Annotated in this window: 18 protein-coding genes; 8 read left to right on the top strand and 10 right to left on the bottom strand. The window is 58.3% G+C overall.

The annotated features are described in order from the left end of the window. Positions 1–123: 123 nt before the first annotated feature. From H9Q16_RS06705 to H9Q16_RS06695, 3 genes are all read right to left on the bottom strand, one after another. Entirely contained in the window at positions 124–1125 is a 1002-nt protein-coding gene (locus H9Q16_RS06705) for an ABC transporter permease (RefSeq protein ID WP_191074557.1), read from the bottom strand. Then, complete coding sequence (locus tag H9Q16_RS06700; protein ID WP_191074556.1) at positions 1118–2125, bottom strand: ABC transporter permease; 1008 nt, start codon at positions 2123–2125, stop codon at positions 1118–1120. The genes H9Q16_RS06705 and H9Q16_RS06700 overlap by 8 nt, the downstream gene beginning before the upstream one ends. A gap of 99 nt (positions 2126–2224) precedes the next feature. Continuing rightward, the gene (locus H9Q16_RS06695; protein WP_191074555.1) at positions 2225–3946 is read right to left on the bottom strand and encodes a peptide ABC transporter substrate-binding protein; all 1722 of its coding nucleotides are present in this window, start codon (positions 3944–3946) and stop codon (positions 2225–2227) included. Between the two features lie 362 nt (positions 3947–4308). Here H9Q16_RS06695 and H9Q16_RS06690 point away from each other — a divergent pair, with 362 nt between their 5' ends. The 5 genes from H9Q16_RS06690 (at position 4309) to H9Q16_RS06670 (ending at position 11223) form a co-directional block, all read left to right on the top strand. Further along, positions 4309–6141 (top strand): ABC transporter ATP-binding protein, encoded by a 1833-nt coding sequence (locus tag H9Q16_RS06690; protein ID WP_191074554.1) that lies wholly within the window; start codon positions 4309–4311, stop codon positions 6139–6141. 85 nt (positions 6142–6226) lie between these two features. Further along, positions 6227–7390, top strand: coding sequence for an acetylornithine deacetylase (argE, locus tag H9Q16_RS06685; protein WP_191074553.1), 1164 nt, complete (start codon positions 6227–6229; stop codon positions 7388–7390). 37 nt (positions 7391–7427) lie between these two features. After that, positions 7428–8771 carry an NAD(P)/FAD-dependent oxidoreductase gene (locus H9Q16_RS06680; RefSeq protein ID WP_386260556.1) on the top strand — a complete coding sequence of 448 codons (1344 nt, stop codon included), beginning with the start codon at positions 7428–7430 and terminating at the stop codon, positions 8769–8771. 23 nt (positions 8772–8794) lie between these two features. Continuing rightward, positions 8795–9961 (top strand): M20 aminoacylase family protein, encoded by a 1167-nt coding sequence (locus tag H9Q16_RS06675; protein WP_191074551.1) that lies wholly within the window; start codon positions 8795–8797, stop codon positions 9959–9961. Between the two features lie 98 nt (positions 9962–10059). Then, positions 10060–11223 carry a M20 aminoacylase family protein gene (locus tag H9Q16_RS06670; RefSeq protein WP_191074550.1) on the top strand — a complete coding sequence of 388 codons (1164 nt, stop codon included), beginning with the start codon at positions 10060–10062 and terminating at the stop codon, positions 11221–11223. A 118-nt stretch (positions 11224–11341) separates the two neighbouring features. On the opposite strand, the gene H9Q16_RS06665 is transcribed toward H9Q16_RS06670, so the two are convergent. Genes H9Q16_RS06665 through moaA form a run of 3 tightly spaced genes read right to left on the bottom strand, consistent with a single transcriptional unit; the run spans position 11342 to position 14693 of the window. Next, the gene (locus tag H9Q16_RS06665; protein WP_191074549.1) at positions 11342–12400 is read right to left on the bottom strand and encodes a glycosyltransferase family 4 protein; all 1059 of its coding nucleotides are present in this window, start codon (positions 12398–12400) and stop codon (positions 11342–11344) included. After that, positions 12397–13680, bottom strand: coding sequence for a glycosyltransferase N-terminal domain-containing protein (locus tag H9Q16_RS06660; RefSeq protein WP_191074548.1), 1284 nt, complete (start codon positions 13678–13680; stop codon positions 12397–12399). Before H9Q16_RS06660 ends, H9Q16_RS06665 begins: the two co-directional genes overlap by 4 nt. Positions 13681–13685: 5 nt before the next feature. After that, complete coding sequence (gene moaA / locus H9Q16_RS06655; RefSeq protein ID WP_191074547.1) at positions 13686–14693, bottom strand: GTP 3',8-cyclase MoaA; 1008 nt, start codon at positions 14691–14693, stop codon at positions 13686–13688. A gap of 104 nt (positions 14694–14797) precedes the next feature. Between moaA and H9Q16_RS06650 the strand changes: the two genes are divergently transcribed. Beyond that, entirely contained in the window at positions 14798–15298 is a 501-nt protein-coding gene (locus tag H9Q16_RS06650; protein WP_246455500.1) for a hypothetical protein, read from the top strand. Between the two features lie 175 nt (positions 15299–15473). Here the strand turns inward: H9Q16_RS06650 and H9Q16_RS06645 are convergent, their stop codons facing one another. The 4 genes from H9Q16_RS06645 to glmU are packed head-to-tail and all read right to left on the bottom strand — an operon-like array spanning position 15474 to position 19879. Then, positions 15474–16157, bottom strand: coding sequence for a DNA alkylation repair protein (locus tag H9Q16_RS06645; protein WP_191074546.1), 684 nt, complete (start codon positions 16155–16157; stop codon positions 15474–15476). Then, entirely contained in the window at positions 16150–16704 is a 555-nt protein-coding gene (locus H9Q16_RS06640; protein ID WP_191074545.1) for a pyridoxamine 5'-phosphate oxidase family protein, read from the bottom strand. Before H9Q16_RS06640 ends, H9Q16_RS06645 begins: the two co-directional genes overlap by 8 nt. Continuing rightward, positions 16704–18524, bottom strand: coding sequence for a glutamine--fructose-6-phosphate transaminase (isomerizing) (glmS, locus tag H9Q16_RS06635; protein WP_191074544.1), 1821 nt, complete (start codon positions 18522–18524; stop codon positions 16704–16706). Before glmS ends, H9Q16_RS06640 begins: the two co-directional genes overlap by 1 nt. Positions 18525–18526: 2 nt before the next feature. Continuing rightward, positions 18527–19879, bottom strand: a complete 1353-nt coding sequence (gene glmU / locus H9Q16_RS06630; protein WP_191074543.1) for a bifunctional UDP-N-acetylglucosamine diphosphorylase/glucosamine-1-phosphate N-acetyltransferase GlmU — start codon at positions 19877–19879, stop codon at positions 18527–18529. Positions 19880–20010: 131 nt separating this feature from the next. Between glmU and H9Q16_RS06625 the strand changes: the two genes are divergently transcribed. Both H9Q16_RS06625 and H9Q16_RS06620 read left to right on the top strand, forming a co-directional pair. Next, positions 20011–20685, top strand: a complete 675-nt coding sequence (locus tag H9Q16_RS06625) for an HAD-IA family hydrolase (RefSeq protein ID WP_191074542.1) — start codon at positions 20011–20013, stop codon at positions 20683–20685. After that, the gene (locus H9Q16_RS06620; protein ID WP_191074541.1) at positions 20682–21881 is read left to right on the top strand and encodes an aminotransferase class I/II-fold pyridoxal phosphate-dependent enzyme; all 1200 of its coding nucleotides are present in this window, start codon (positions 20682–20684) and stop codon (positions 21879–21881) included. Before H9Q16_RS06625 ends, H9Q16_RS06620 begins: the two co-directional genes overlap by 4 nt. The last annotated feature ends 55 nt before the right edge of the window (positions 21882–21936 follow it).

The raw sequence follows: 21936 nt of genomic DNA, 5'->3' as shown, positions 1-21936 counted from the left end.
GCGCAAACCAAAACACCTTTCACCCTTTTCCAAATACCTAAGACCAATGGTCGCCCCACCGGGGGACGTTGGATCAGGGGTCCTTATTTCGACATTAACGGGTTCTGGCTGGGGGGCACCCTGCTACCGGCCACGGATCCGTGGATCCAGCGCGTCGCGCAGCCCGTCGCCAAGATAGTTCACGCCCAGCACTGTCAAGGAGATCGCGATGCCCGGAAGCAAGACCCGCTCGGGAAACTCCTGCATGCGCGGAACGGCGTCAGCCAGCAGCTTGCCCCAGGTGGGGAAGTCAGATGGAAAACCCACCCCAAGGAAGGAAAGTGCCGACTCCGTAATGATCGCTGTCGCGAGACCAAGTGTGGCCGAGACCATAATGGGCGAAATCACATTGGGCAGCAGGTGCCGGCGGATAATCTTGCCCGGCTTTGTGCCGATGGACCGTGCCGCAAGGATGAACTCACGCTCTTTCAAGGCAAGAATGTCGCCACGTACGATCCGCGCCGTCTGCATCCATGATGTCAGGCCGATGACCCCAACGATCAGCACAAACATACCCGCTTCGGGACTGCCAAAGAAACTATTGAGCGGCTGGCGGAACAGGGTCACGGCCAGCAGCACCAGCGGCAGGATCGGCAAGCTGAGCACCAGATCGGTAAAGCGCATCAGCCAGAAATCCAGCTTCTTGAAATAGCCCGCAGCCACGCCGATTGCGGTGCCGATGACCAGCGCCAGCAACATGGCAATCCAGCCCACGGCCATAGAGACCCGACCGCCCGCGATCATCTGGCTCAGGATATCGCGGCCCAACTGGTCGGTCCCAAAGGGATGAGCGAGGCCCGCCTTGGCGTCGCCATCCCAAATGAGCGTCCAGATTGGCCGCCAGTCCTTGTTGCGGATATCAAGTTTGGTAGGCTCCAGGGTCCAGATGTAGGGGCCCAGCACCACGGCCAGCGTAATGAAGATCAGGAAGCCTCCGCCAAAGACGGCCCCTTTGTGCTTGCGGAACTGATCCCAGACGTCTTTCCACTGACTGCGTGGCGGGGCCTGCGGCTCTGTGTCGACAAGCGCGCCAAAAGTTTCGATGTCGGCCTCGACAGGGCTTGCGGGGATAGGTTGCTCAGTCATAGCGGATCCTCGGGTCAAGCAGGCCGTAAAGGATGTCGGCGATCAAGTTGAAGAACACGATAAGGATGGCAAAAATGAAGGTCAGGGTCATCACACCCGGAATGTCGTTGGCAAAAAGCCATGTCAGCAGCAGTTGACCAATACCGTTCACCTTGAAGACATTCTCGGTGATGATGGCGCCGCCGAAAATTGCCGGCATGCCAAGAGCAATCACTGTGACGACAGGGATCATCGAGTTGCGCACCACATGCACCATCACCACGGTCGCCTCTTTCAGGCCCTTGGCGCGGGCGGTGCGGACGTAATCCTGGTTCAGGTTATCCAGCATCGCGCCCCGCATATATCGGCTGATCTGCGCAGTGGTCTGAAGCGCCAGCACCATCACAGGCATGATCATCTGCATCACCTGCACCTTGAAGCTTTGCCAGTCGTTGACCACGTGCAGGGTGTCATAGATAGACGGCAGCCACCCCAGATAGACCGAAAAGATTACGATCAGCAGCGGGCCGGTAAAGAAAGGCGGAATGGAAAAGCCGATCATCGTCACAAAGGTGCCGGCCTGATCAAAGACCGAATAATGCCGGTAAGCGGAATAGATGCCGATAGGGATCGCGATGGCGATGCCGACCACATAGGCAAGTCCGACGACCCAAAGCGTCTGAGGGATGCGCTGCACGACGATGTCCATCACCGGTGACCGGGTCTGCCAGCTCAGCACGCGCTGCTTGCCTTCTGCAAATGAGGTGCCGAACCAGTGGTCTATGAGGACCTGAGGTTCAATCCAGAAGAACTGCACCAACCACTTCCAGTACTGGATGTACCAGGCCTGACCCAGCCCCAGCGCTTCGCGCATCTTTTCTTTCACTTCCGGCGGTACGGTCAGCGGGACCTGCGCCATCGGATCACCGGGAGCAAGTTGAAGCAGGCCAAAAATGACAAGGCTGATGAACAAAAGTGTCGGGATTGACAGGATCAATCGTCGGATAGTGAAGGTCAGCATCAGGTGCGGCGCCTTTGTTCAGCGGTCTTAATGTAGGAGGTGCAGGGCGGGGTAGCCGCCCTGCAGTTTGGGTAGGGCGGGGGTCACCCCGCCGCCACCTTATTCGCCTTTACGGTACCAGTCCGCAACGTTCCAAAGCTCGGAGTCCCAGACGTTGAGAACAACGCCACCCAGAGAATTGGAATGGGCCGAGACACGGGCACGGTTGACCAGCGGCACGATGACCATGCTGTCCTTGGTGATCATGTCGTTCAGCTTGCGGCCAATTTCGCCGCGCTTGTCGATGTCACCAGTCCGGGCCAGTTCGTCCAGCAGCGCGTCATACTCAGGATCGCAGAACCGGTTGATGTTCTCACCCTGCCACTGGCTGTCGGGCTTGGGCTCGTTGCCGCAACGATAGGCCGAGAGATACGTTTGCGGGTCTGTGCCGTTAAACGTGTTGGCGTACATTTCCACGTCCGCATAGAACTTCTGGAACGTGTCAGGCGAGCCTGGGTCACCACCAAAGAACACGGAAGCGTCGAGGTTACGCAGTTCGGTTTCAACACCGATCTGCTGCCACCAGTCCTTGATCAGCGCCTGGAAGTCCTGACGCACGGCGTTGGTCGATGTTTGATAGAGGATCGACAGTTTCACACCGTCCTTGTCGCGCACGCCGTCGCCATCGCTGTCGGTCCAGCCTGCTTCATCCAGCAGCGCCTTGGCACCGTCCAGATCCTGCGTCAGGCACTCGGTGTTGTCCGAGTTATAGATCGCCGGGGCAGGGACGAGGTTACAGGTTGGCTCACCGGCCTTGCCATAGCCCACTTCGGTCAGCAGCGCACGATCGATCGCCATGGAAAGGGCGCGACGCACTCTTTCATCCGACAGGAACGGATGCGGGTGTGCCACGGTCGAGCGTTCACCTTCAGGCAGATCAGGCGATGGGTTCGTCAGGTTCATTTCCAGACGCTCCACCAGTGGGCCGAAACCTGCGATGGCCACACCTTTGCCGCCTTCTTCCATCTTCGCGATGACATCAGGTGCCAGTTGCAGGTTCCAGGCATAGTCGAATTCGCCTGTTTCCAGCACCGAACGACCCGCTGCCGTTGCATCACCGCCGCCTTTGAAGGTCAGGGAGGCAAAGGCAGGCTTGCCTTCTTCGCGGTAGTTTTCATTGGCCGCCATTGTGATCACGTCATTGGGACGGAATTCCGTCACCACGAAAGGACCGGTGCCGATGGGACCAAAGTTCGCATCTGTACACTCGGGCGCCTTGGCACCAAGGCAATCAGCAAACTGTGCTGCCTGAATGATCGGGCTTTCGCCGCCCACAAACGGACCGTAGGGGTTTGGCTTGGGCTCGTTGAAGGTCACTACAACCGTGTGATCGTCAGGTGTTTCCACGCTGGTCACGCCGTCGAACTTGGCACCCTGGGCACAACCACCTTCGGGATGCATGCAATATTCGGCCGTGAACTTCACGTCAGCCGATGTAAACGGGGACCCGTCCGACCACACAATGTCGTCCCGGAGCTTCCAGGTGATCTGTGTCAGATCCTCGGAAACGCCGCCGTTTGCAACTGTTGGCACTTCGGACGCCAGGAAAGGCAGCATCTCGCCTTTCTCGTTATAGCGCGCCAGAGGCTCGATGATCAGGGAAGCGGATTCAACATCCTTGGTACCGCCCGATAGGAACGGGTTCAGGATGGAGGGCGCCTGCCAATAGATGATCTTTACGTCACCATCGCGCCCGCGTTCGCCTTCATGGCCATCCGCAAGTGCGAAGGGGGCAAAGGCCGTCGAGGCAATCGCGCCCATCAATAGGGTCTTCATTTTCATAGCTTACTCCTTGTTGGACACCTTAAAGGTGCCTGTTTTCACAGTACGGCGCCGCCGGACTACTCATTTTATCGTTTCGAGGGACATTAGGAACGCCGCGCAATTGCATAGAAATACATGATTTTGCATTCGCGCCGCGATACTCCCCCAAAGCGCATGGGTGTATCGAAACACTTTTTGAGAATAATGCAACCCTTGTAAGGAGGTGACCTGTGGACAATTTTGTGTCGCAGGGTTCGTGCACAAACATGTGGCACTGCCTCGTTTCGCTGACGACAGGTCAGTGCAGAAACCTTCGTGCTGCGTTTGACAGGCAGGGGTGCGCGCCGTAGCGTCGGCGGGAACGACAAGGGGGACATGCATTGCTCGACCAGACCCAGGCGCCGCCGATTGCCCAGATCAAGGGGCTACGTGTTGAATTTCAGACCAAGGACGGCCCCGTCGTGGGGGTCGAAAACGTCAGTTTCGATATCCGGTCCGGGGAAACCGTCTGCGTGGTGGGGGAATCGGGCTCTGGCAAGTCGGTATCATCGCTGTCCCTGATGCGCCTTGTGGAGTACGGCGGCGGCGATATCGCAAGTGGCGAGCTGCTGTTTGATCGTCTCGAGGGGGGCGAGATTAATCTCGCCGACGCCGAACAAACGACCATGCGCCGTATTCGCGGCAATGAAATCGGCATGATCTTCCAGGAGCCGATGACGGCCCTCAACCCCGTGTTTACCGTCGGCAAGCAGATGACCGAGGGGTTGCGTCTCCACAAGGGGATGAACAAGGCGGAGGCGAACGAGCGTGCACTGGCGTTGCTCAAGCAGGTACGGATCCCGGAACCGGAGCGGCGGCTGCAGCAGTATCCGCACGAATTGTCTGGCGGGATGCGTCAGCGCGTTGTCATTGCGATGGCGCTGGCATGTGAGCCACGGCTGTTGATTGCCGATGAACCTACCACAGCGCTTGATGTGACCATCCAGGCGGAAATTTTGGCGCTGATGGACCGTCTCAAGCGTGAGACGGGAACGGCCGTCATGTTCATTACGCATGACATGGCCGTCGTGGCGCAGATGGCTGACCGCGTTGTCGTTATGTACCGAGGCAACAAGGTAGAAGAAGGTACGGTCGAAGAAATTTTCGAGAACCCACAGCACCCCTACACCAAGGCATTGCTGGCCGCCGTGCCCAAATTGGGTGAGATGCGCGGCAAACAATATCCCGAACCCATGAAGCTGCTGGGCCGCGATCAGAAATCAATCGCGCCTATACCTGGTACTGAGGACGTGTTGCTGACGGTAAAGAACCTTACCACCCGGTTTCCGGTCACCGGGGGCTTCTTGCGCCGCACGGTGGCGAATGTGCATGCGGTCGAAGACGTTTCGTTTTCCATTAACAAGGGGCAGACGCTGAGCCTTGTGGGCGAAAGCGGCTGCGGCAAGTCCACAGCCGGACGGTCTATCCTGCGTCTGGTTGAGCCGCAGGAGGGGGAAATCGATCTTGATGGCAAGAACATTATGGCGCTTTCCCCGCGTGATCTGCGCACGGCCCGGTTGGATATGCAGATGATTTTCCAGGATCCATTTGCATCTCTTAATCCGCAGATGCAGCTTTCCGATCAGGTGGCCGAGCCGATCCACAACTACGACACGCTTAAGGGTGCCGCAGTACAGGAACGCGTTGAAATGCTGTTTGACCGGGTCGAGTTGCCGCGCAGTTTCATGCGACGTTTCCCGCATGAGCTTTCGGGTGGCCAACGTCAGCGGGTGGCTATTGCCCGCGCCCTTGCGCTCAATCCCAAGCTCATCATCGCGGACGAGGCGGTCTCTGCGTTGGATGTGTCCGTGCAGGCGCAGGTCCTCAATCTGATGATGGAACTCCAGTCCGAGATGGAGTTGAGTTTTCTCTTCATCAGCCACGACATGGCGGTGGTTGAGCGGGTCAGCCATTATGTGGGAGTCATGTATCTGGGACGCATCGTGGAACTAGGGCCGCGCAACCGGGTCTTCGAAAATCCGCAACATGCTTACACACAAGCCCTGATGAAAGCGGTGCCGATCGCCGATCCGCGCCAACGCAAGGACGAAAAGGATCTCAACTTCAAACCGATCCCCTCGCCCATTCATCCGGTCAGCTATGAGGCGGCACCCTCTCAGTACAAAGAGGTTGAACCGGGTCATCTGGTGCTGACGACAGACAGTGGATATTGAACGGTAAAAGTGTGGTGACGAAATCCTCTGAAGATTTCGCCCCGTTTTCTTAGAAAGAAAACGCTTTCTCTCGAAAGGATTAGCAATGGCTGACCGTCTTTCCCCATTGGATCTGATGACCAAGCTCATCAGCTTTCCCACTGTCAGCCGTGACACTAACATTCCCCTTATCGACTGGGTTGCGGACTACCTGCACAGCCATGGTATCGACAGTCATCGCTACATCGACCCTGATCAGCCCAAACACGCGCTCTTCGCGCATGTCGGACCGTGGGAGGAGGGGGCGATTGTCCTATCGGGTCACACTGACGTGGTGCCGATCGATGGCCAGCCATGGAACAGCGACCCCTTCGAGGTGGTCGAACGGGACGGCAAGTATTTCGGGCGTGGCACCTGTGATATGAAGGGTTTTGACGCGCTGGCGCTTTGGGCGCTGGTCGAGGCGCATCACGCGGGCATCAAGCGTCCCTTGCAGATAGCGCTCAGCTTTGACGAAGAGGTCGGCTGCACGGGCGCCCCTCCCATGATCAAGGCTATGCAGCCGGTGCTGCCCAAAGGGTCCGCCGTGATTGTCGGCGAACCATCGATGATGCAAGCCGTCACTGGGCATAAGGGCGGCACCGGGTTTTTGACCGAAGTGGTCGGTTTCGAGGTCCATTCCTCGATCATGCACACCGGCGTCAATGCGATCATGGCAGGCGCCAAGCTTATCGAGTGGGCCAATGACGTAAACACGGAAAACATGGCGCGCAAACCGACTGAGATCGCGTCGATGTTTGACCCGCCTTTCACCACTGCGCATGTCGGCATGATCAGCGGCGGCACAGCCGAAAACATCACTGCCAAACACTGTACTTTCGGGATGGGTTTTCGAGTTGTTCCGGGCGAGGACAAGGACAAATGGGGCGCGGCCTATCTCAAGAAGGTCGCTGAGGTCGAAAAGCAGATGCAGGCCGTGGTGCCAGAAACTTACATTCGCGTGACACCCAAATTCGATGTGCCCGGATTGAAGCCCGAAAAAGACGGCGAGGCGGAAACACTGGTGCGACAGTTTACCGGCGATAACGCTGCTCACAAGGTCAGCTATGGCACGGAGGCCGGTCAGTTTCAGGAGGCTGGTTATTCGGCCGTGATCTGCGGCCCCGGCGACATCGGACAAGCGCACCAGCCAGATGAGTTTGTGACCGTCGCGCAATTCAACGCGGGGCACGACTTTATGAAAAAGCTGCTTCAGCGCCTCCTAGGGTGACGGATTTCGGCGGCAGGCAAAAGACACGCGGACTGTGATACGCTTTCCGATCAGCCTGGATACACCTGTCACCTTTCCCGGTCCGCCGCCGGCGCGGGCCGATGTCATCGTCATCGGTGGCGGGGTTATCGGTGTGTGTACAGCACTTTACCTAGCGCGCGCTGGGCATGAGGTTCTTTTGCTGGAAAAGGGGCGCATCGCGGGCGAACAATCTTCCCGCAATTGGGGGTGGATTCGCCAGCAGGGGCGCGATCCGGATGAGTTGCCGATCATGGTCGAAGCGATCGGTCTTTGGAAATCGCTTGCGGCACAGACCAATATTGATATCGGTTTGCGCCAAGAGGGGATCAGCTATCTGGCATCGGACGCCCAACAATTGGCAAGGTTCGAGGCCTGGCTGACCCACGCCCACGCGCACAACGTTGATACCAAAGTGGTATCGCCTGCGGAAACAAGGAAGATGTTTCCCAATCTTGCGGGCGACTACGCCGGCGCGATGATCACGTCTTCTGACATGCGCGCTGAACCCTGGGTCGCAGTCCCTGCGATAGCGGGGATTGCGGTGCGGGAATCGGTTCAGATTGTCGAGAACTGCGCGGTGCGCAGCTTGGATCTGGAGGCCGGGCGCGTGGTCGGCGTGGTGACGGAGGCGGGACGTATTGCTGCCTCTTCGGTGGTGCTTGCCGGTGGCGCGTGGTCCTCGCTTTTCCTGCGCAATCATGGGGTGTCGATCCCGCAGCTCTCCGTCCGTGAGAACGTCGCTGCAACCGAGCCGCTGGCAGATATCTGTGCTGGGGCAACGGCTGGCCGCGACGTCGCGCTGCGCCGCCGCTTGGATGGCGGCTATACTCTCGCCCCGCCTGATTTGACAGAACTCTACGTTGGTCCTGATGCCTTTCGGGCGCTGCCGAAGTTTTTGCCACGGCTCAGACACAGTCCCTTCGGCCAAATGATCTATCCTGCCGCTCCGCCGGGATTTCCCGATGCCTGGGGCACAGCAAGAAGCTGGGAGCCAGATCAGGAAACACCATTTGAGCGGATGCGGGTGCTTGACCCGACCCCAAACAGGCGCAGGATCGAAAAGTTGCGCCGCGATTTCGAAGAGATGTTTCCCGCACTGGGCCCCGTCCGGCTCAAGGCGGCCTGGGCGGGAATGATCGACACGATGCCTGACATTGTGCCGATTGTTGATCAGTGTGCGTCTCTTCCCGGTTTGGTGATCGGCACCGGGATGTCCGGCCACGGATTTGGGATCGGTCCGGCGATGGGCAAAATCCTTGCAGCACTGGTCACTGGCGATGCGGTGGGGCATGATCTGGGCAGATTCCGTTTGAGCCGATTCACCGATGGCTCTGCGATGCGGCTGGGCCCAAGTCTCTGACCCCGCCGATAGGAGAACCTGACATGCCGATCAAAAACCGATTTGCCGAAACCCATGCCGAAATAGCGGGCTGGCGGCGTCATCTGCACCAATATCCCGAGCTGATGTTCGACGTACACGAGACAGCGAAGTTTGTCGAAGGCAAGCTGCGCGATTTTGGAATTACGGACATCACGACAGCGATCGGGCAAACCGGTGTCGTGGCAGTGATTGAAGGCAAGACCAACACGTCGGGCCGTTGTATTGGATTGCGCGCAGACATGGATGCGCTGCCGATCGAGGAAGCAACCGGGCTTGACTATGCCAGCAAAACCCCCGGCAAGATGCACGCCTGTGGCCACGACGGCCATACCGCGATGCTGCTGGGGGCGGCGCAATACCTGCAAGAAACAAAGAACTTTGACGGCAAGGTCGTGTTGATCTTTCAACCTGCCGAAGAAGGCGGTGGCGGCGGCAACGAGATGGTCAAAGAGGGTTTGATGGATCGCTGGCAAATCCAGGAAGTCTACGGCATGCACAATATGCCTGATTACCCCGTGGGCGCATTCGCAATCCGGGAAGGCGCGTTGTTGGCTGCCGCAGACGAATTCGACATCTATATCGAAGGGCAGGGAGGCCACGCCGCGGCCCCGCACGAAGCCATTGATACCAATCTGGCTGCCGCACATGTCGTGGTTGCGCTGCAAAGCATCGCCAGCCGTAATGTAGATCCGGTCAAACAGGTTGTCGTTTCGGTCTGTACCCTGCGCAGTGACACCGACAGCCACAATGTGCTGCCACAAAAGGTGCGCCTGCGCGGCACTGTGCGCACGCTGGAGGACGGTGTGCGCGATCTGGCGGAAGAGAGGCTGCGCGCGGTCGTCACACATACTGCGGCGGCCTATCAATGTACTGCGGACATCACGTATGAGCGCGGCTATCCCATCACGGTGAACCATGCCGAAAACACAATCTTCGCAGCGGATGTGGCTGAGAAGATCACCCCGGGCGTCTGGCGCGATACCCCGCCCATCATGGCAGGAGAGGATTTCTCCTATATGCTCAACGCGCGGCCTGGTGCCTACATGATGATCGGTAATGGCGACGGGCCAACCGTCCACCATCCCAAATATGATTTCAATGACGAAGCTATTCCTGCGGGGTGTTCCTGGTTTGCCGAAATGGTCGAAACCCGGATGCCTGCCAAGTAAGAAGCGTCGTCCGTTCCGACTACTGGATGAACAGACGTCCAACGATTTTTGCCGCGCAATGCGTCGCACAAACACCAAGCCCATCAAAGGAAAACCCGATGCCTGTCAAGAACCGTTTCGCCGAACTCCATGCAGACATTACTGCGTGGCGCCGTGATCTGCATGAACATCCCGAGATATTGTTCGACACACACCGTACCTCTGCGACGGTAGCTGAGAAACTGCGCGCCTTTGGCTGTGATGAGGTCGTTGAAGGTATTGGACAGACAGGCGTCGTGGGCGTGATCAGGGGAAAAGACACGTCGTCGGGAAAGGTGATAGGCCTCCGCGCGGATATGGACGCACTGCCCATTCACGAACAAACCGGGCTGACGTATGCGTCAAAGACACCTAATGCCATGCACGCCTGCGGCCATGACGGGCATACGGCAATGCTGTTGGGGGCGGCGCAGTATCTTGCAGAGACGCGCAATTTTGACGGCACAGCCGTGGTTATCTTCCAGCCTGCGGAAGAAGGCGGTGGGGGTGGCCGGGAAATGTGTAACGACGGCTTGATGGACCGCTGGGGCATTCAGGAAGTTTATGGCATGCACAACTGGCCTGGACGGCCATTGGGGTCATTCGCCATTCGTCCCGGTCCATTTTTCGCTGCAACTGATTTGCTGGATATCGAGATTGAGGGGTTGGGGGGCCATGCGGCCAAACCGCACGAGACCATCGATACCATGGTCGTCGCGGCACAGACGATCACAGCTTTGCAGACGATTGTGAGCCGAAATGCGGACCCGATTGAGAACATCGTAGTGTCGATCACATCGATTGAGAGTTCCTCCAAGGCGTTCAACGTGATCCCGCAACGGGTAAAAATGATGGGCACGGTTCGCACGCTCTCAAACGAGCTGCGCGATCTGGCGGAAAAGCGAGTGACGGAGATCTGCGAGGGCATCGCTGCGACTTTTGGCGCAAGGGCGCGGGTTGATTACAAGCGTAACTATCCGGTGATGGTCAATCACGACGCTCAGACCCAGTTCGCGGCAGATGTCGCCAGGTCTGTTTCTGGGCAATGCGATGAGGCACCGCTGGTTATGGGGGGCGAGGATTTTGCCTTTATGCTCGAAGAGCGTCCCGGAGCTTATATTCTTGTCGGCAATGGCGATACGGCGATGGTGCATCATCCCGAATACAATTTTGATGACGACGCGATCCCGGCGGGGTGTTCTTGGTGGGCAGGAATTGTAGAGCAACGGATGCCTGCGGCGTGAGGTCGTGTGTTTTGGTTGTATTGCGCAATTCAGTGGCGTCAAATGCCTGCGGCGGATGACGCGCTGAGGTATTTTCAAAAGGGTGAAAGTGGGACCGGCCGGATCGACAATAGGGGATTCAGGTCGTCTCTAGCAGACGGCGGTAAAGGGCAATCAATTCTGCCGCTTCGCGCTCAAGCGTGTAGTCCTGCAGGACATGCGCCCTTGACGCCTCGCGCCATAGGGAGAGCCGTTCGCGGTCTGAAAGAGCGTCATCGACCGCCGATGAGAGTGCGGGAATGTCGTCAGGGGGCGCCAGCAAACCCGTTTCGCCGTCTTTGACCAGCTTTTCGAATGCCCCAACACGGGTGGCGACAACGGGACATCCTGTGGCCATCGCCTCGATCGGGGTCAGGCCAAAGCCTTCCCAGCGTTGCGGCGCTACGTAAAGATCAAGCGCCTGAAAATGCGCCGCCAGTGTGTCGCCGTGGACTTCGTCCCTGAAGTAAATGCGGTCTGAAAGGCCGGCGTCCGACACCCTTGCCTTGAGATCGGTCAGGAATGCCTCATGCTGAGCCGTGGCGCGCCCCATGACCAATGCGTTGAAGTCAGGATGATCGGGAAGCACCTTTATCATCGCGTCCACAAATGCGTCGGTGCCCTTTTGCGCGCGGATACGGCCAAAGCAGCCGATCAGCTTGCCATCAGGCAACCCCAGGTCGCCCCGCAGCGCCGCCCGGTCGGCGACGGGCTTGTAATCATTGGCGTCTATGCCGTGCATGATGACCTGTGCCGGTACCTGAAGATACGAGGCTGATTTGTCGGATGTGGCCACCACGGCGTCCATTTGGTTGATCAACCAACGGGTCAACCCGGTGTGTTCGCGTTGAGAGGCCGAGGTGAAGATCAGCTTGAGCTTTTTGCCCAGCAGAAATTTGAGGGCAAGTCCGCCGATCATCTCGAGATTGCGCCGGGCGTGCCAGACCCGCGCACCGCCTGGTCCCCGGCGCGGCATCGTCAAAAGGCTGCGCAGCGGCACCTGAGGTACGTGCGAGGGCAGGACGGGACCGGAGGCCGCGATTGCGATGTTCTTTGCCTGCACCGGTACCAGCCGGATGACAGTTGAAGTCACTCCGGATATCCGGCGTTTGAAGTTGGGTGCAATGACCTGCACGGTACGGATGTCGACGGGGGTCATGGGCTGAGCTCCAGTGCGGTGATCAGCTGTTGCGCAATCTGATCGAGTTGATCCTCTTTTGACGCACTATAGGCTTTGGCGGCCTTGCAGGCCATCGCGCGATCCTGATCATTCGACAACAGATTGCCAATCTGGGTGGTCAGATCGGCCGTGTCTGCCACCAGTCGTGCGGCACCGGCGACCTGCATCTCATCGAATGTTTCGGCGAAATTCGTGACGTGCGTACCCGACAGTGCAAAGGCCCCGGCTTGGGCGACTTCAAAAGGATTGTGACCCCCGATGGGTCGTAGTGAGCCGCCCAGAAACACGATATCGGTCAGCGCGTACCACGTGCCGAGTTCACCCAGCGTATCAGCCAGGTAAACTTGCGGCCCCGGTGCGCCACCCGTGCTGCGTTGGCTGTGGGTCAGGCCGGATCTGTCGATCAGGTCGGCCACCTGTGTGCCCCGTTCGGGATGACGGGGGGCAAGGATCAGGCGAAGATCCGGTTGGGTCTTTAGCAAGGCCTTGTGGGCCTCCAGCACGGTTTCCTCTTCGCCCGGATGCGTGGAGGAGGCGACCCAGACCGGACGATTGGCCAGCGCGTCGCGCATGGTTGTCAGCGTGGATGTGTCAACAGGCAGCGGATCTGACATGGACTTCAGATTCACACCCGGTCGGATACGATCAGACGGTGCGCCGAGGTCTTTCATGGTACCCGCCATCGCAGTGTTTTGCGTCAGGATAATATCAAAGACGTCGAGCATGTATTTGGAAACGCTCGGAAATTTTTTCCACTGACTGACGCTGCCCTTTGACAGGCGTGCATTGATCAATGCCATACGCGCACCGCCCTCATGGGTTCGGCGCAACAGTTGAGGCCACAGCTCGCTTTCCACGAAAAGCGCTGCGTCTGGTCGCCAGTGGCGCAGAAAACGTTTGGTTGCACCGGGAGCATCAAGTGGCGCGAATTGGTGTATTGTTCGGGACGGCAGGCGATTGCCGACGAGTTTGGCAGAGGTCGCTGTCACCGAGGTCATCAAAAACTGCGCGCGGGGCAGTATCTCTCCCATGCGTCTGATCAGTGCCAGCACAGACAGGCTTTCCCCGACCGAGGCACCGTGGAACCAGATCAAAGGGCCGCCTCTGGAACGCTCTGCCGTTGGATAGCCCAGTTTTTCCTGCGCACGCTCTACCGAAACCCCTGCCGTACGCAGCTTGGCTATTTCACGGCGCGCAAAGAAGGGGACCAGCGCTATGCTGGCCGCAACCCATGCGCTGTACAGAAGGGGCCGCGCCACTGGGCTCAGCCGCCTGTGTGGCTCATGTGGCGGGGCATCTGTCCGTCAAGCTTCTGACGGGAATAATCAAAATCATGGCCCTTGGGCTTGCGCGCGATGGCGGCGACGATGGCCTCGCGAAGTGGCGCATCGTCGTCCGGGTGCGCGCGAAGGGGGGCGCGCAAATCGGCTACGTCCTCTTGCCCAAGACACATGTATATTTCACCGGTACAGGTGATCCTCACGCGATTGCAGCTTTCGCAGAAATTATGGCTCAGCGGTGTGATAAAGCCGATCTTTTGTCCGGTTTCTGCCAGCTGAACATAGCGGGCAGGTCCCCCTGTACGTTCTGCCAGATCAGTAACGGTGAAATGCTGCTCATAGGTTGTGCGTACGTCGCGCAGCGACCAATATTGATCCAGCCGGTCTTCGTTGCCGATATCGCCCATCGGCATGACCTCGATCCAGGTCAGATCCATGCCAAGATCGGCGCACCAGCTGGTGATTGCGGGCAATTCCTGTTCGTTAAAGCCCTTCAGCGCTACCGCGTTGATCTTGACCTTCAATCCGGCCCGCAAGGCGGCGTCAATGCCGCGCAGAACCTGGGGCAGGCGGCCCCAGCGGGTGATGTCAGCGAACTTTCTATCGTCCAGCGTATCGAGCGAGACGTTCACGCGCCGCACGCCAGCGGCATAGAGATCATCGGCAAACCGTTCCAATTGGCTGCCGTTAGTGGTGAGCGTGAGCTCTTTCAAAGTGCCCGCATCCAGATGCCGCGACATGCTGTGGAAAAAGGTCATAATGCCCTTGCGGACCAGCGGCTCGCCACCTGTGATGCGCAGTTTTTCCACACCAAGATCGACGAATGTCGAGCACAGACGATCCAGTTCCTCGAGTGTCAGAAGCTCCTTTTTGGGCAGGAACGTCATGTTCTCGGACATGCAGTATACACACCGGAAATCGCAACGGTCCGTAACCGAAACGCGCAGGTAAGTAATGGCGCGGGCAAAGGGATCGATGAGTGGTGCGGTCATGCCTTTTAGGTAATCGTCCGGCAAAGGCGGCACAAGCGGCATTTCTCAGATTGCTGCGGGTGGGCCACCCCGTTAGTCTTGGAACCATGAGAATGATGATGACAATGAGCGCAGCGCTTTTGGCGCTGACGGGATGTGGCGACATGGCAGGCGGTTTCGGCACGGGCGGGACTGAAACGACGGTTGCCGTCCCGATTGATCCGTCTGCCAGTACGGCAGTTGAGGGCGCACCAGGGTTGGCGCCGGAAACCGCAGCGCCACCACCGCCACCGTCCGCTCAGACGGCCGAAGCGCTGGACACCACAACACCAGAGCAGCGCACGGCAGCCGCCGCACCGGCTGAGGTACCCACCAAATCACTAGGGACCACCGTCGCCGCACTTGGCAGCCCGACGGAGCCCGGTTTGTGGATGAAGACGCCGTTGGTTGACAGCGAACAGCAAGGGCGGGTCACCAATCCGGCCAATGGAAAATCATCCCTTGTGACACTTCTTCCTTTGGAGGGTCCGGATACGGCTGGCAGCCAACTGTCTCTTGCGGCGATGCGGATCATCGAGGCATCCCTGACGGACCTGACCGAGGTGGAAGTTGCGCTGGAGGGATGATCCGTTCGCGTCAGCTTGGTGCGAAGTCCCTGTGTATATGTCGCGTTTTTGCCGAGGGCTGAGATGTGACTTGGGCGGGCAGGAATTCCGTCTCAGGGTGCGCACGCGAGCGAAGCAAGGCGCGACAGCGAACTGAGGCCTATGGTCCTTGTCCTTGTAGCTGACGCGCCCAACCTCAGGTCTTGTTAAGAAAGCGCATCGCTTCCTTGGCAGCAAAAGGCTTCATCTGTGCACCGTAGGCATCAATAAAAGCGCGCGTGCGCGGAGCATCATGTTTTGAAAGTTCGCGCAACCACCATGCAATGGCTTTCTGAATGAACCAGTCGCGGTCGGGCACCAATTCGGCAGCCCATCCCAGAATGCGGTCGCGTGCTGACAGTTCTACGGGCTTTGGGTGGTTTTGTTTGGTCCAGGGCAGGGTGGAAACAAGTGCGGCGCGACGGGTCCACATATGATCTGAGCGTATCCACGGCTCTACGGTATCAAGGCGAACAGGATCTGCCACCAGCCGTTTTTGGCCAGCCATGCAGGCGTGATCGGCGATGGCCCAGCTGTCGAAATCCGGGCACCAGCTTGCGATCAGGTTCCAGGCAGGGGTGTCATCGGGGCGTATACGCGCCTGAGTCAGCAACTTTGCCGCAGCGAGCCGGGCCTCGTAAATATTTGTCCGCCACAACCCGTCCGAGATGGCGACACGGGTTGCGGCATCAAGCGTGCGCCGCCAATCTTTCGTCAGATCATTGAGGACGGGATTTGACAGGCCCAGATAGGTCCGGTCGATTTTGTGATAGCGGCGCATATCTTCAGCGCGGTCTGGGTCCGCGCGGTCCTGCAGTTCCTTAAGGTATGGCTCATGCATCGTCCGGCCCGGGCAAATTGGTTGGCAGACCATCGATACTGTGCTGATTGCGCTCTTTCCAATAGGTTTTGATGCCGTCGGGACCTTTGTTTTCAGCCCACTTTTCCAAAGTGTCGCGCGGACCCTGATGTTCGAAGAACGGCACGTTGTAGCCGCAACTGGTTTGCACCATGTCGAGCGTCAGATCGTAAATCTGTCGGGCGGCGAAGGTCTCGGGGAAGGTCGCGTTCAGTGCGGCGAAATCTGCGTCCTTTGCGTGCAGAGTGCGTGCCTTGCCATAGATCCGCAGGATCAAAGGCCGGGTGGTAAAGCTGCACCACATCAACGTCATCCGGTTTATGCGCGCCAGATGTGCTGCCGTCTCATTTCCCGATCCCGTCAGGTTGCGCCAGATGATGCGGTTCGGGCCCAAGATGCGGAGCGATGCCATATCCTTGGGCGAGACATTGACCCGCCCTTCGTCGGCAGCGGTTGCACAAAAGAAAATCTGTTGATCGCCGATAAAGGCCTGATGCGCGTCCGAAAGGGTGTCGAATTGTTTTGCCATTACTCAACCGTGACGGATTTTGCCAAGTTTCGCGGCTGGTCAACATCTGTGCCCTTGGCCACAGCCGTATGATAGGCCAATAACTGCGCGGGGAGGGCATAGAGGATCGGCGTCAGAGCTTCGGCCACGGACGGCATCTCGATAGAGGACCACACCCCATCGCTTGCTTCGGCGATCCCTTGCGCGTCCGAGATCAGGATCACCTTGCCTTTGCGTGCCATGACTTCCTGCATGTTCGATACTGTCTTGTCGAAAAGCGCGTCACGGGGGGCCATGACAATCACCGGAACGCTCTCATCTACCAGCGCGATCGGGCCGTGCTTTAGTTCTCCTGATGCATAAGCTTCGGCGTGTATATAGCTGATTTCTTTTAATTTAAGAGCGCCTTCATGTGCCAACGGATACATCTGACCGCGCCCAAGAAACAGGACGTCGCTGGCATGCGAAAGCTTTTGCGCAGTGGCTTGCATCTTACCGCTTTGCGCCAGCGCGGTGTTTATGATCCCTGGCAGTGTGCGCAGATCTGCGATGTGCTTTTCTAGGTCGGCATCTGTTAGCTTGCCCCGATCCCGGGCTGCCTTCAAAACCAGGAGGAATAGCACCGTCAACTGGCAGGTGAAGGCTTTGGTCGAGGCCACGCCTACCTCAACACCGGCGTGGATTGACAGCGCAAGATCACTTTCTCGCGCAATTGAAGACTCGGGTACGTTGACGACGGAGGCAATCATGTCCGCTTTGCCATCGCAATACCGCAGGGCGGCGAGAGTATCGGCGGTTTCGCCCGACTGACTGACAAAGACCGCCAGCGTTTTTGCCGGTATGGGTGGTTCCCGGTATCGAAATTCGCTGGCGACATCGACTTCGACAGGCAGACGCGCGATCTGCTCGAACCAATATTTGGCGGTGAAACATGCCAGATAGGCAGTGCCGCATGCCACCATCGTGATCCGGTCCACATCCGAGAAATCAATGCCGTCGCCCGGCAATGTAATCTCGCCGGTGTCGCTCAGGTAATTCTGCAGTACGGTATTGATCACGCCCGGTTGTTCGGCGATTTCCTTGGCCATGAAGTGTTTGTAGCCGCCTTTATCGATCCGGGTTGTGTCCATTTGGATCGTCTTGACCGGACGGTTCGCGAGCGCACCGTTGACGTCATAGATTGCAACCGATGACCGCGTGATGATCGCGTGATCGCCCTCTTCCAGATAGCTGATGCGGTCGGTCAAGGGGGACAACGCGATTGCGTCAGAGCCTACGAACATTTCCCCTTCGCCGTAGCCCACTGCAAGCGGGGATCCTTTGCGTGCGGCGATCATCAAATCATCGTGGCCATCGAAAAGAAAAGCCAAGGCAAAAGCGCCCTCAAGGCGGGCAAGTGTTTTGGTAGCGGCCTCTACAGGGGTGAGGCCGGCCTCTATGTGATGTTGGGTCAACAGGGCGACGGTTTCGGTGTCTGTCTCTGTCACAAATGTGACACCTGCCTCAGCCAGTTCCGCGCGCAATTCGCGAAAATTCTCGATGATGCCATTGTGCACGACCGCGACCCCGCCGGCCTGATGGGGGTGGGCATTACTGACCGTCGGGGCACCGTGAGTGGCCCAGCGGGTGTGTCCTATACCGGACTTCCCCGCGAGCGGTTCGTGGACCAGTAGATCGGAAAGGTTCACCAGCTTGCCAACGGCGCGTCGCCGCGCGAGGGTGCCATTGTTCACGGTCGCGATCCCGGCGGAATCATAGCCCCGATACTCGAGTCTTTTTAGCGCCTCAACAAGGATCGGCGCTGCTTCGTGATTGCCGAGGACCCCAACAATTCCACACATTTTTAGCTGCCTCGCTCAAGTTTGGCCTTTTTGGCCTTTAACATTTCGAACAATTTGCGTGCCATGCCGGGTTTTTCCACTTGCGGCGCGCGCGCAAGCGCCAGCGCATCGGGTTCCACATCAGAAGTGATCACCGACCCGCTGCCGGTCATTGCGCCATCGCCAACAGAGACAGGGGCCACCAGCATGGTGTTGGAGCCAATGAATGCACCTTCGCCGATGTGCGTGTGGTGTTTCATCACGCCGTCGTAGTTGCAGGTGATCGTGCCGGCGCCGATGTTTGATTTGGCGCCGATCGTCGCGTCGCCAATGTAGCTCAGATGATTGACCTTGGCACCAGCGGCAATCTCGGCGTTTTTTACCTCGACAAAGTTGCCCACTCGGACATCCTCGGCAAGCTGCGCACCGGGGCGCAGACGCGCGTATGGGCCCACGATGGCGCCGCGGGACACGTGACACCCTTCCAGATGCGAGAAAGCCCGGACCGTGGCACCGCTTTCGACTGTGACTCCGGGGCCAAATACAACGTTAGGTTCAATTGTGGTGTCACGGCCAATCACCGTATCGCGGGCCAAAGTGACGGTGTGCGGGGCAATCAGTGTCACGCCATTCTCAATCAGATCCGCGCGGGCACGGGTCTGAAAAATCGCTTCTGCCTGGACCAGATCTGCGCGGGAATTGACGCCAAGCGTCTCTTCCTCATCACAGGTCACGACCGTAGCGGTGAGACCACGGGCACGTGCAAGGCCGACGATATCCGTCAAATAGTATTCGCCCGCTGCGTTGTTGTTGCCAACTTGGGAAATCAGCTCAAAGAGGAGCTCCGATCTGCAGGCAGTTACACCACCATTGCACAGAGTAATGGCCCGTTCTTTCTCAGTCGCGTCCTTGAATTCGACAATGCGCTCAAGCGCGTCACCGTCCATCATAAGACGGCCATATTTTTTTGTATCGGCGGGCGAGAAGCCCAAAACGACCAGGTCGTGAGTTTCAAGCGCGGCTGTCATTTTTTGCAGGGTTTCTGCCTTCATGAACGGGGTGTCGCCGAAAAGGACAAGCGCGGCCCCATCGAACCCTGAAAGCGTTTCCCGCGCCTGAGCGGCCGCATGGGCCGTGCCTTGCTGTTTTGTCTGCTCTACCACGGTAGAGGTATCATCATAGGTCAGAGCTGCGGCGCGTACATCGTTCAGACCATGCCCTGCCACCACGACCGTATGCGCAGGCTCCAGAGGAGCGCCGGATGCCATCGCGTGCTCTAGCAACGGCGCGAAGCCAACCGGATGCAACACCTTTGGCATGTCGGAATTCATCCGGGTACCTTTGCCTGCGGCCAGGATGATCAGGGCTGTTTTCATGGGGTTCTCTTTGCGCTCTACCTTGCTTTCTCTTTACGCGCTTCGCACAAAGGCGCAAGGCTTGGGCCCATCAAACAAGGTTGCGGCTTGCAACATCGCAGTGCGGGGTTCCGCCAATGAGGAGAGCGGACGTGAAAACAGTTGTATTCGATCTGGATGGCACATTGGCTGACACCAGCGGTGATTTGATCGCTGCGGCCAATGTGTGTTTTCGACAGATGGGTGCTGGTGATTTGCTGGATCCGGCCAAAGATGCAGGAACCGCCTTGAGGGGCGGGCGGGCAATGCTGACACTTGGGATGCAACGCATGGGGCGTGCTTTGGATCAGGCTGCCATCGACAGTTATTATCCCGTACTATTAGAAGCTTATGCGCGAGATATAGACACCCACACCGTGCTCTATCCCGGTGCAATGGACGCCGTTGCGGCGTTGACCGACGCAGGCTATGGCGTCGCCATCTGCACCAATAAACCTGAAAAACTGGCGGAAACCCTTTTGGCCCGCCTTGGCGTGCGGGATGCGTTTGCAGCCCTCTTGGGGGCCGACAGCCTGGCGGTGAAAAAGCCTGACCCTGAGCACCTCTTTGAGACAGCGCGCCGCGCAGGGGGGCATCCGCAGAAATGTGTGCTGATTGGTGACAGCGACACCGATCGCAATACGGCACGGGCTGCCGGTGTGCCTTGCGTCTTGGTCACATTCGGCCCCGCTGGTGGCGATATGGCCGCGCTTGAGCCTGAGGCGCTGTTGCACGCATATTCTGATTTGCCGGGGATCGTTACCCGACTGATAGGAGAGGCGGCGTGACCGAAGTCTTCAAAGGCAGCTTTACCCAGCAAGAGCCCATTCCTGAGGCCGGTATTGAGGCTGCTTTGGCTGTGATGCGCAGTGGTCGGCTGCATCGTTACAATACGGCACCCGGCGAGGTGTCGGAAACCGCGCTGCTTGAACAGGAATTCGCCGCACAGATGGGCAAGAAGTATTGTCTTGCAGTCGCATCTGGTGGCTATGCGATGGCGACCGCACTCCGGGCGGTCGGCGTCAAGCCGGGTGACAGGGTGCTGACGAACGCCTTTACGCTGGCTCCGGTGCCTGGTGCGATTGCCGCCGTTGGCGCAGTGCCGGTCTTTGTCGGGGTAACGGAGCAGCTTGTCATTGATCTGGAAGACCTGGCTGCCAAAGCAGATCAGGCTGACGTGCTGCTGCTGAGCCATATGCGCGGGCATCTGGCCGACATGGAAGCGCTCATGGCAATTTGCGATGCGGCAGGGATTACCGTGATCGAAGACTGTGCACACACAATGGGGGCTGCGTGGAATGGCCTGTTGTCCGGCACGCAAGGCCTGGTCGGGTGTTACTCGTGTCAGACATACAAACATGTAAACGCAGGCGAAGGGGGGCTGTTCGTCACCGATGACGCTGAGGTAGCGGCGCGCGCAATCATGTTGTCAGGGTCCTACATGCTTTTTGAGCGGCACGATGCCGGGCCTCCGAGAGAGGTTTTTGAAACCATTCGGTATGAAACTCCCAACATCTCTGGCCGTATGGACAATCTGCGTGCGGCGATCTTGCGCCCGCAATTGCAACATCTTGAGCGCCAGTGCGAGCGCTGGAACGAGCGGTATTTCAAGATTGAAGAGGGATTGCGCGAGACACCTGGTCTGACGATTGTGGAGCGCCCCGAAACAGAGCGGATTGTCGGGTCGTCAATACAATTTCTTTTGTTGGATTGGTCAGAAACGGCGGTGAAGGACGTGATCGCACGCTGTGCCAAGCGTGGGGTGGAACTGAAATGGTTCGGCGGGGCGGAACCACACGGATTTACCAGCCGCTATGATTCATGGCGATACGTTCAGTCACCGCAAATGCCTCAAAGCGATCGTGTTTTAGCAGGCATTGTGGATATGCGGGTGCCGCTTACATTTACAATCGAAGACTGCAGTTTGATCGCACGCATCATAAAATCCGAAGTCGGTGCGCGGTATCAGGCCGGGGTAAGGTAACGGAGCTATTCGGGCAGAGTGACCCGGCACAGGTCATCCTGCGCCGGATAATGAT

This window comes from Sulfitobacter aestuariivivens, assembly GCF_014763045.1.
GTDB lineage: Bacteria > Pseudomonadota > Alphaproteobacteria > Rhodobacterales > Rhodobacteraceae > Sulfitobacter > Sulfitobacter aestuariivivens.
Note: the sequence above shows the minus strand (reverse complement) of the source record. Positions and strands in the feature narration are given on the sequence as shown.

What these genes read in the sequence shown, in the direction of transcription:
- H9Q16_RS06705 (WP_191074557.1), bottom strand. Translation starts at nt 1,125, where the DNA reads ATGACTGAGCAACCTATCCCCGCAAGCCCTGTCGAGGCCGACATCGAA.
- H9Q16_RS06700 (WP_191074556.1), bottom strand. Translation starts at nt 2,125, where the DNA reads ATGCTGACCTTCACTATCCGACGATTGATCCTGTCAATCCCGACACTT.
- H9Q16_RS06695 (WP_191074555.1), bottom strand. Translation starts at nt 3,946, where the DNA reads ATGAAAATGAAGACCCTATTGATGGGCGCGATTGCCTCGACGGCCTTT.
- argE (WP_191074553.1), top strand. Translation starts at nt 6,227, where the DNA reads ATGGCTGACCGTCTTTCCCCATTGGATCTGATGACCAAGCTCATCAGC.
- H9Q16_RS06675 (WP_191074551.1), top strand. Translation starts at nt 8,795, where the DNA reads ATGCCGATCAAAAACCGATTTGCCGAAACCCATGCCGAAATAGCGGGC.
- H9Q16_RS06670 (WP_191074550.1), top strand. Translation starts at nt 10,060, where the DNA reads ATGCCTGTCAAGAACCGTTTCGCCGAACTCCATGCAGACATTACTGCG.
- H9Q16_RS06665 (WP_191074549.1), bottom strand. Translation starts at nt 12,400, where the DNA reads ATGACCCCCGTCGACATCCGTACCGTGCAGGTCATTGCACCCAACTTC.
- moaA (WP_191074547.1), bottom strand. Translation starts at nt 14,693, where the DNA reads ATGACCGCACCACTCATCGATCCCTTTGCCCGCGCCATTACTTACCTG.
- H9Q16_RS06650 (WP_246455500.1), top strand. Translation starts at nt 14,798, where the DNA reads ATGAGCGCAGCGCTTTTGGCGCTGACGGGATGTGGCGACATGGCAGGC.
- H9Q16_RS06645 (WP_191074546.1), bottom strand. Translation starts at nt 16,157, where the DNA reads ATGCATGAGCCATACCTTAAGGAACTGCAGGACCGCGCGGACCCAGAC.
- H9Q16_RS06640 (WP_191074545.1), bottom strand. Translation starts at nt 16,704, where the DNA reads ATGGCAAAACAATTCGACACCCTTTCGGACGCGCATCAGGCCTTTATC.
- glmS (WP_191074544.1), bottom strand. Translation starts at nt 18,524, where the DNA reads ATGTGTGGAATTGTTGGGGTCCTCGGCAATCACGAAGCAGCGCCGATC.
- glmU (WP_191074543.1), bottom strand. Translation starts at nt 19,879, where the DNA reads ATGAAAACAGCCCTGATCATCCTGGCCGCAGGCAAAGGTACCCGGATG.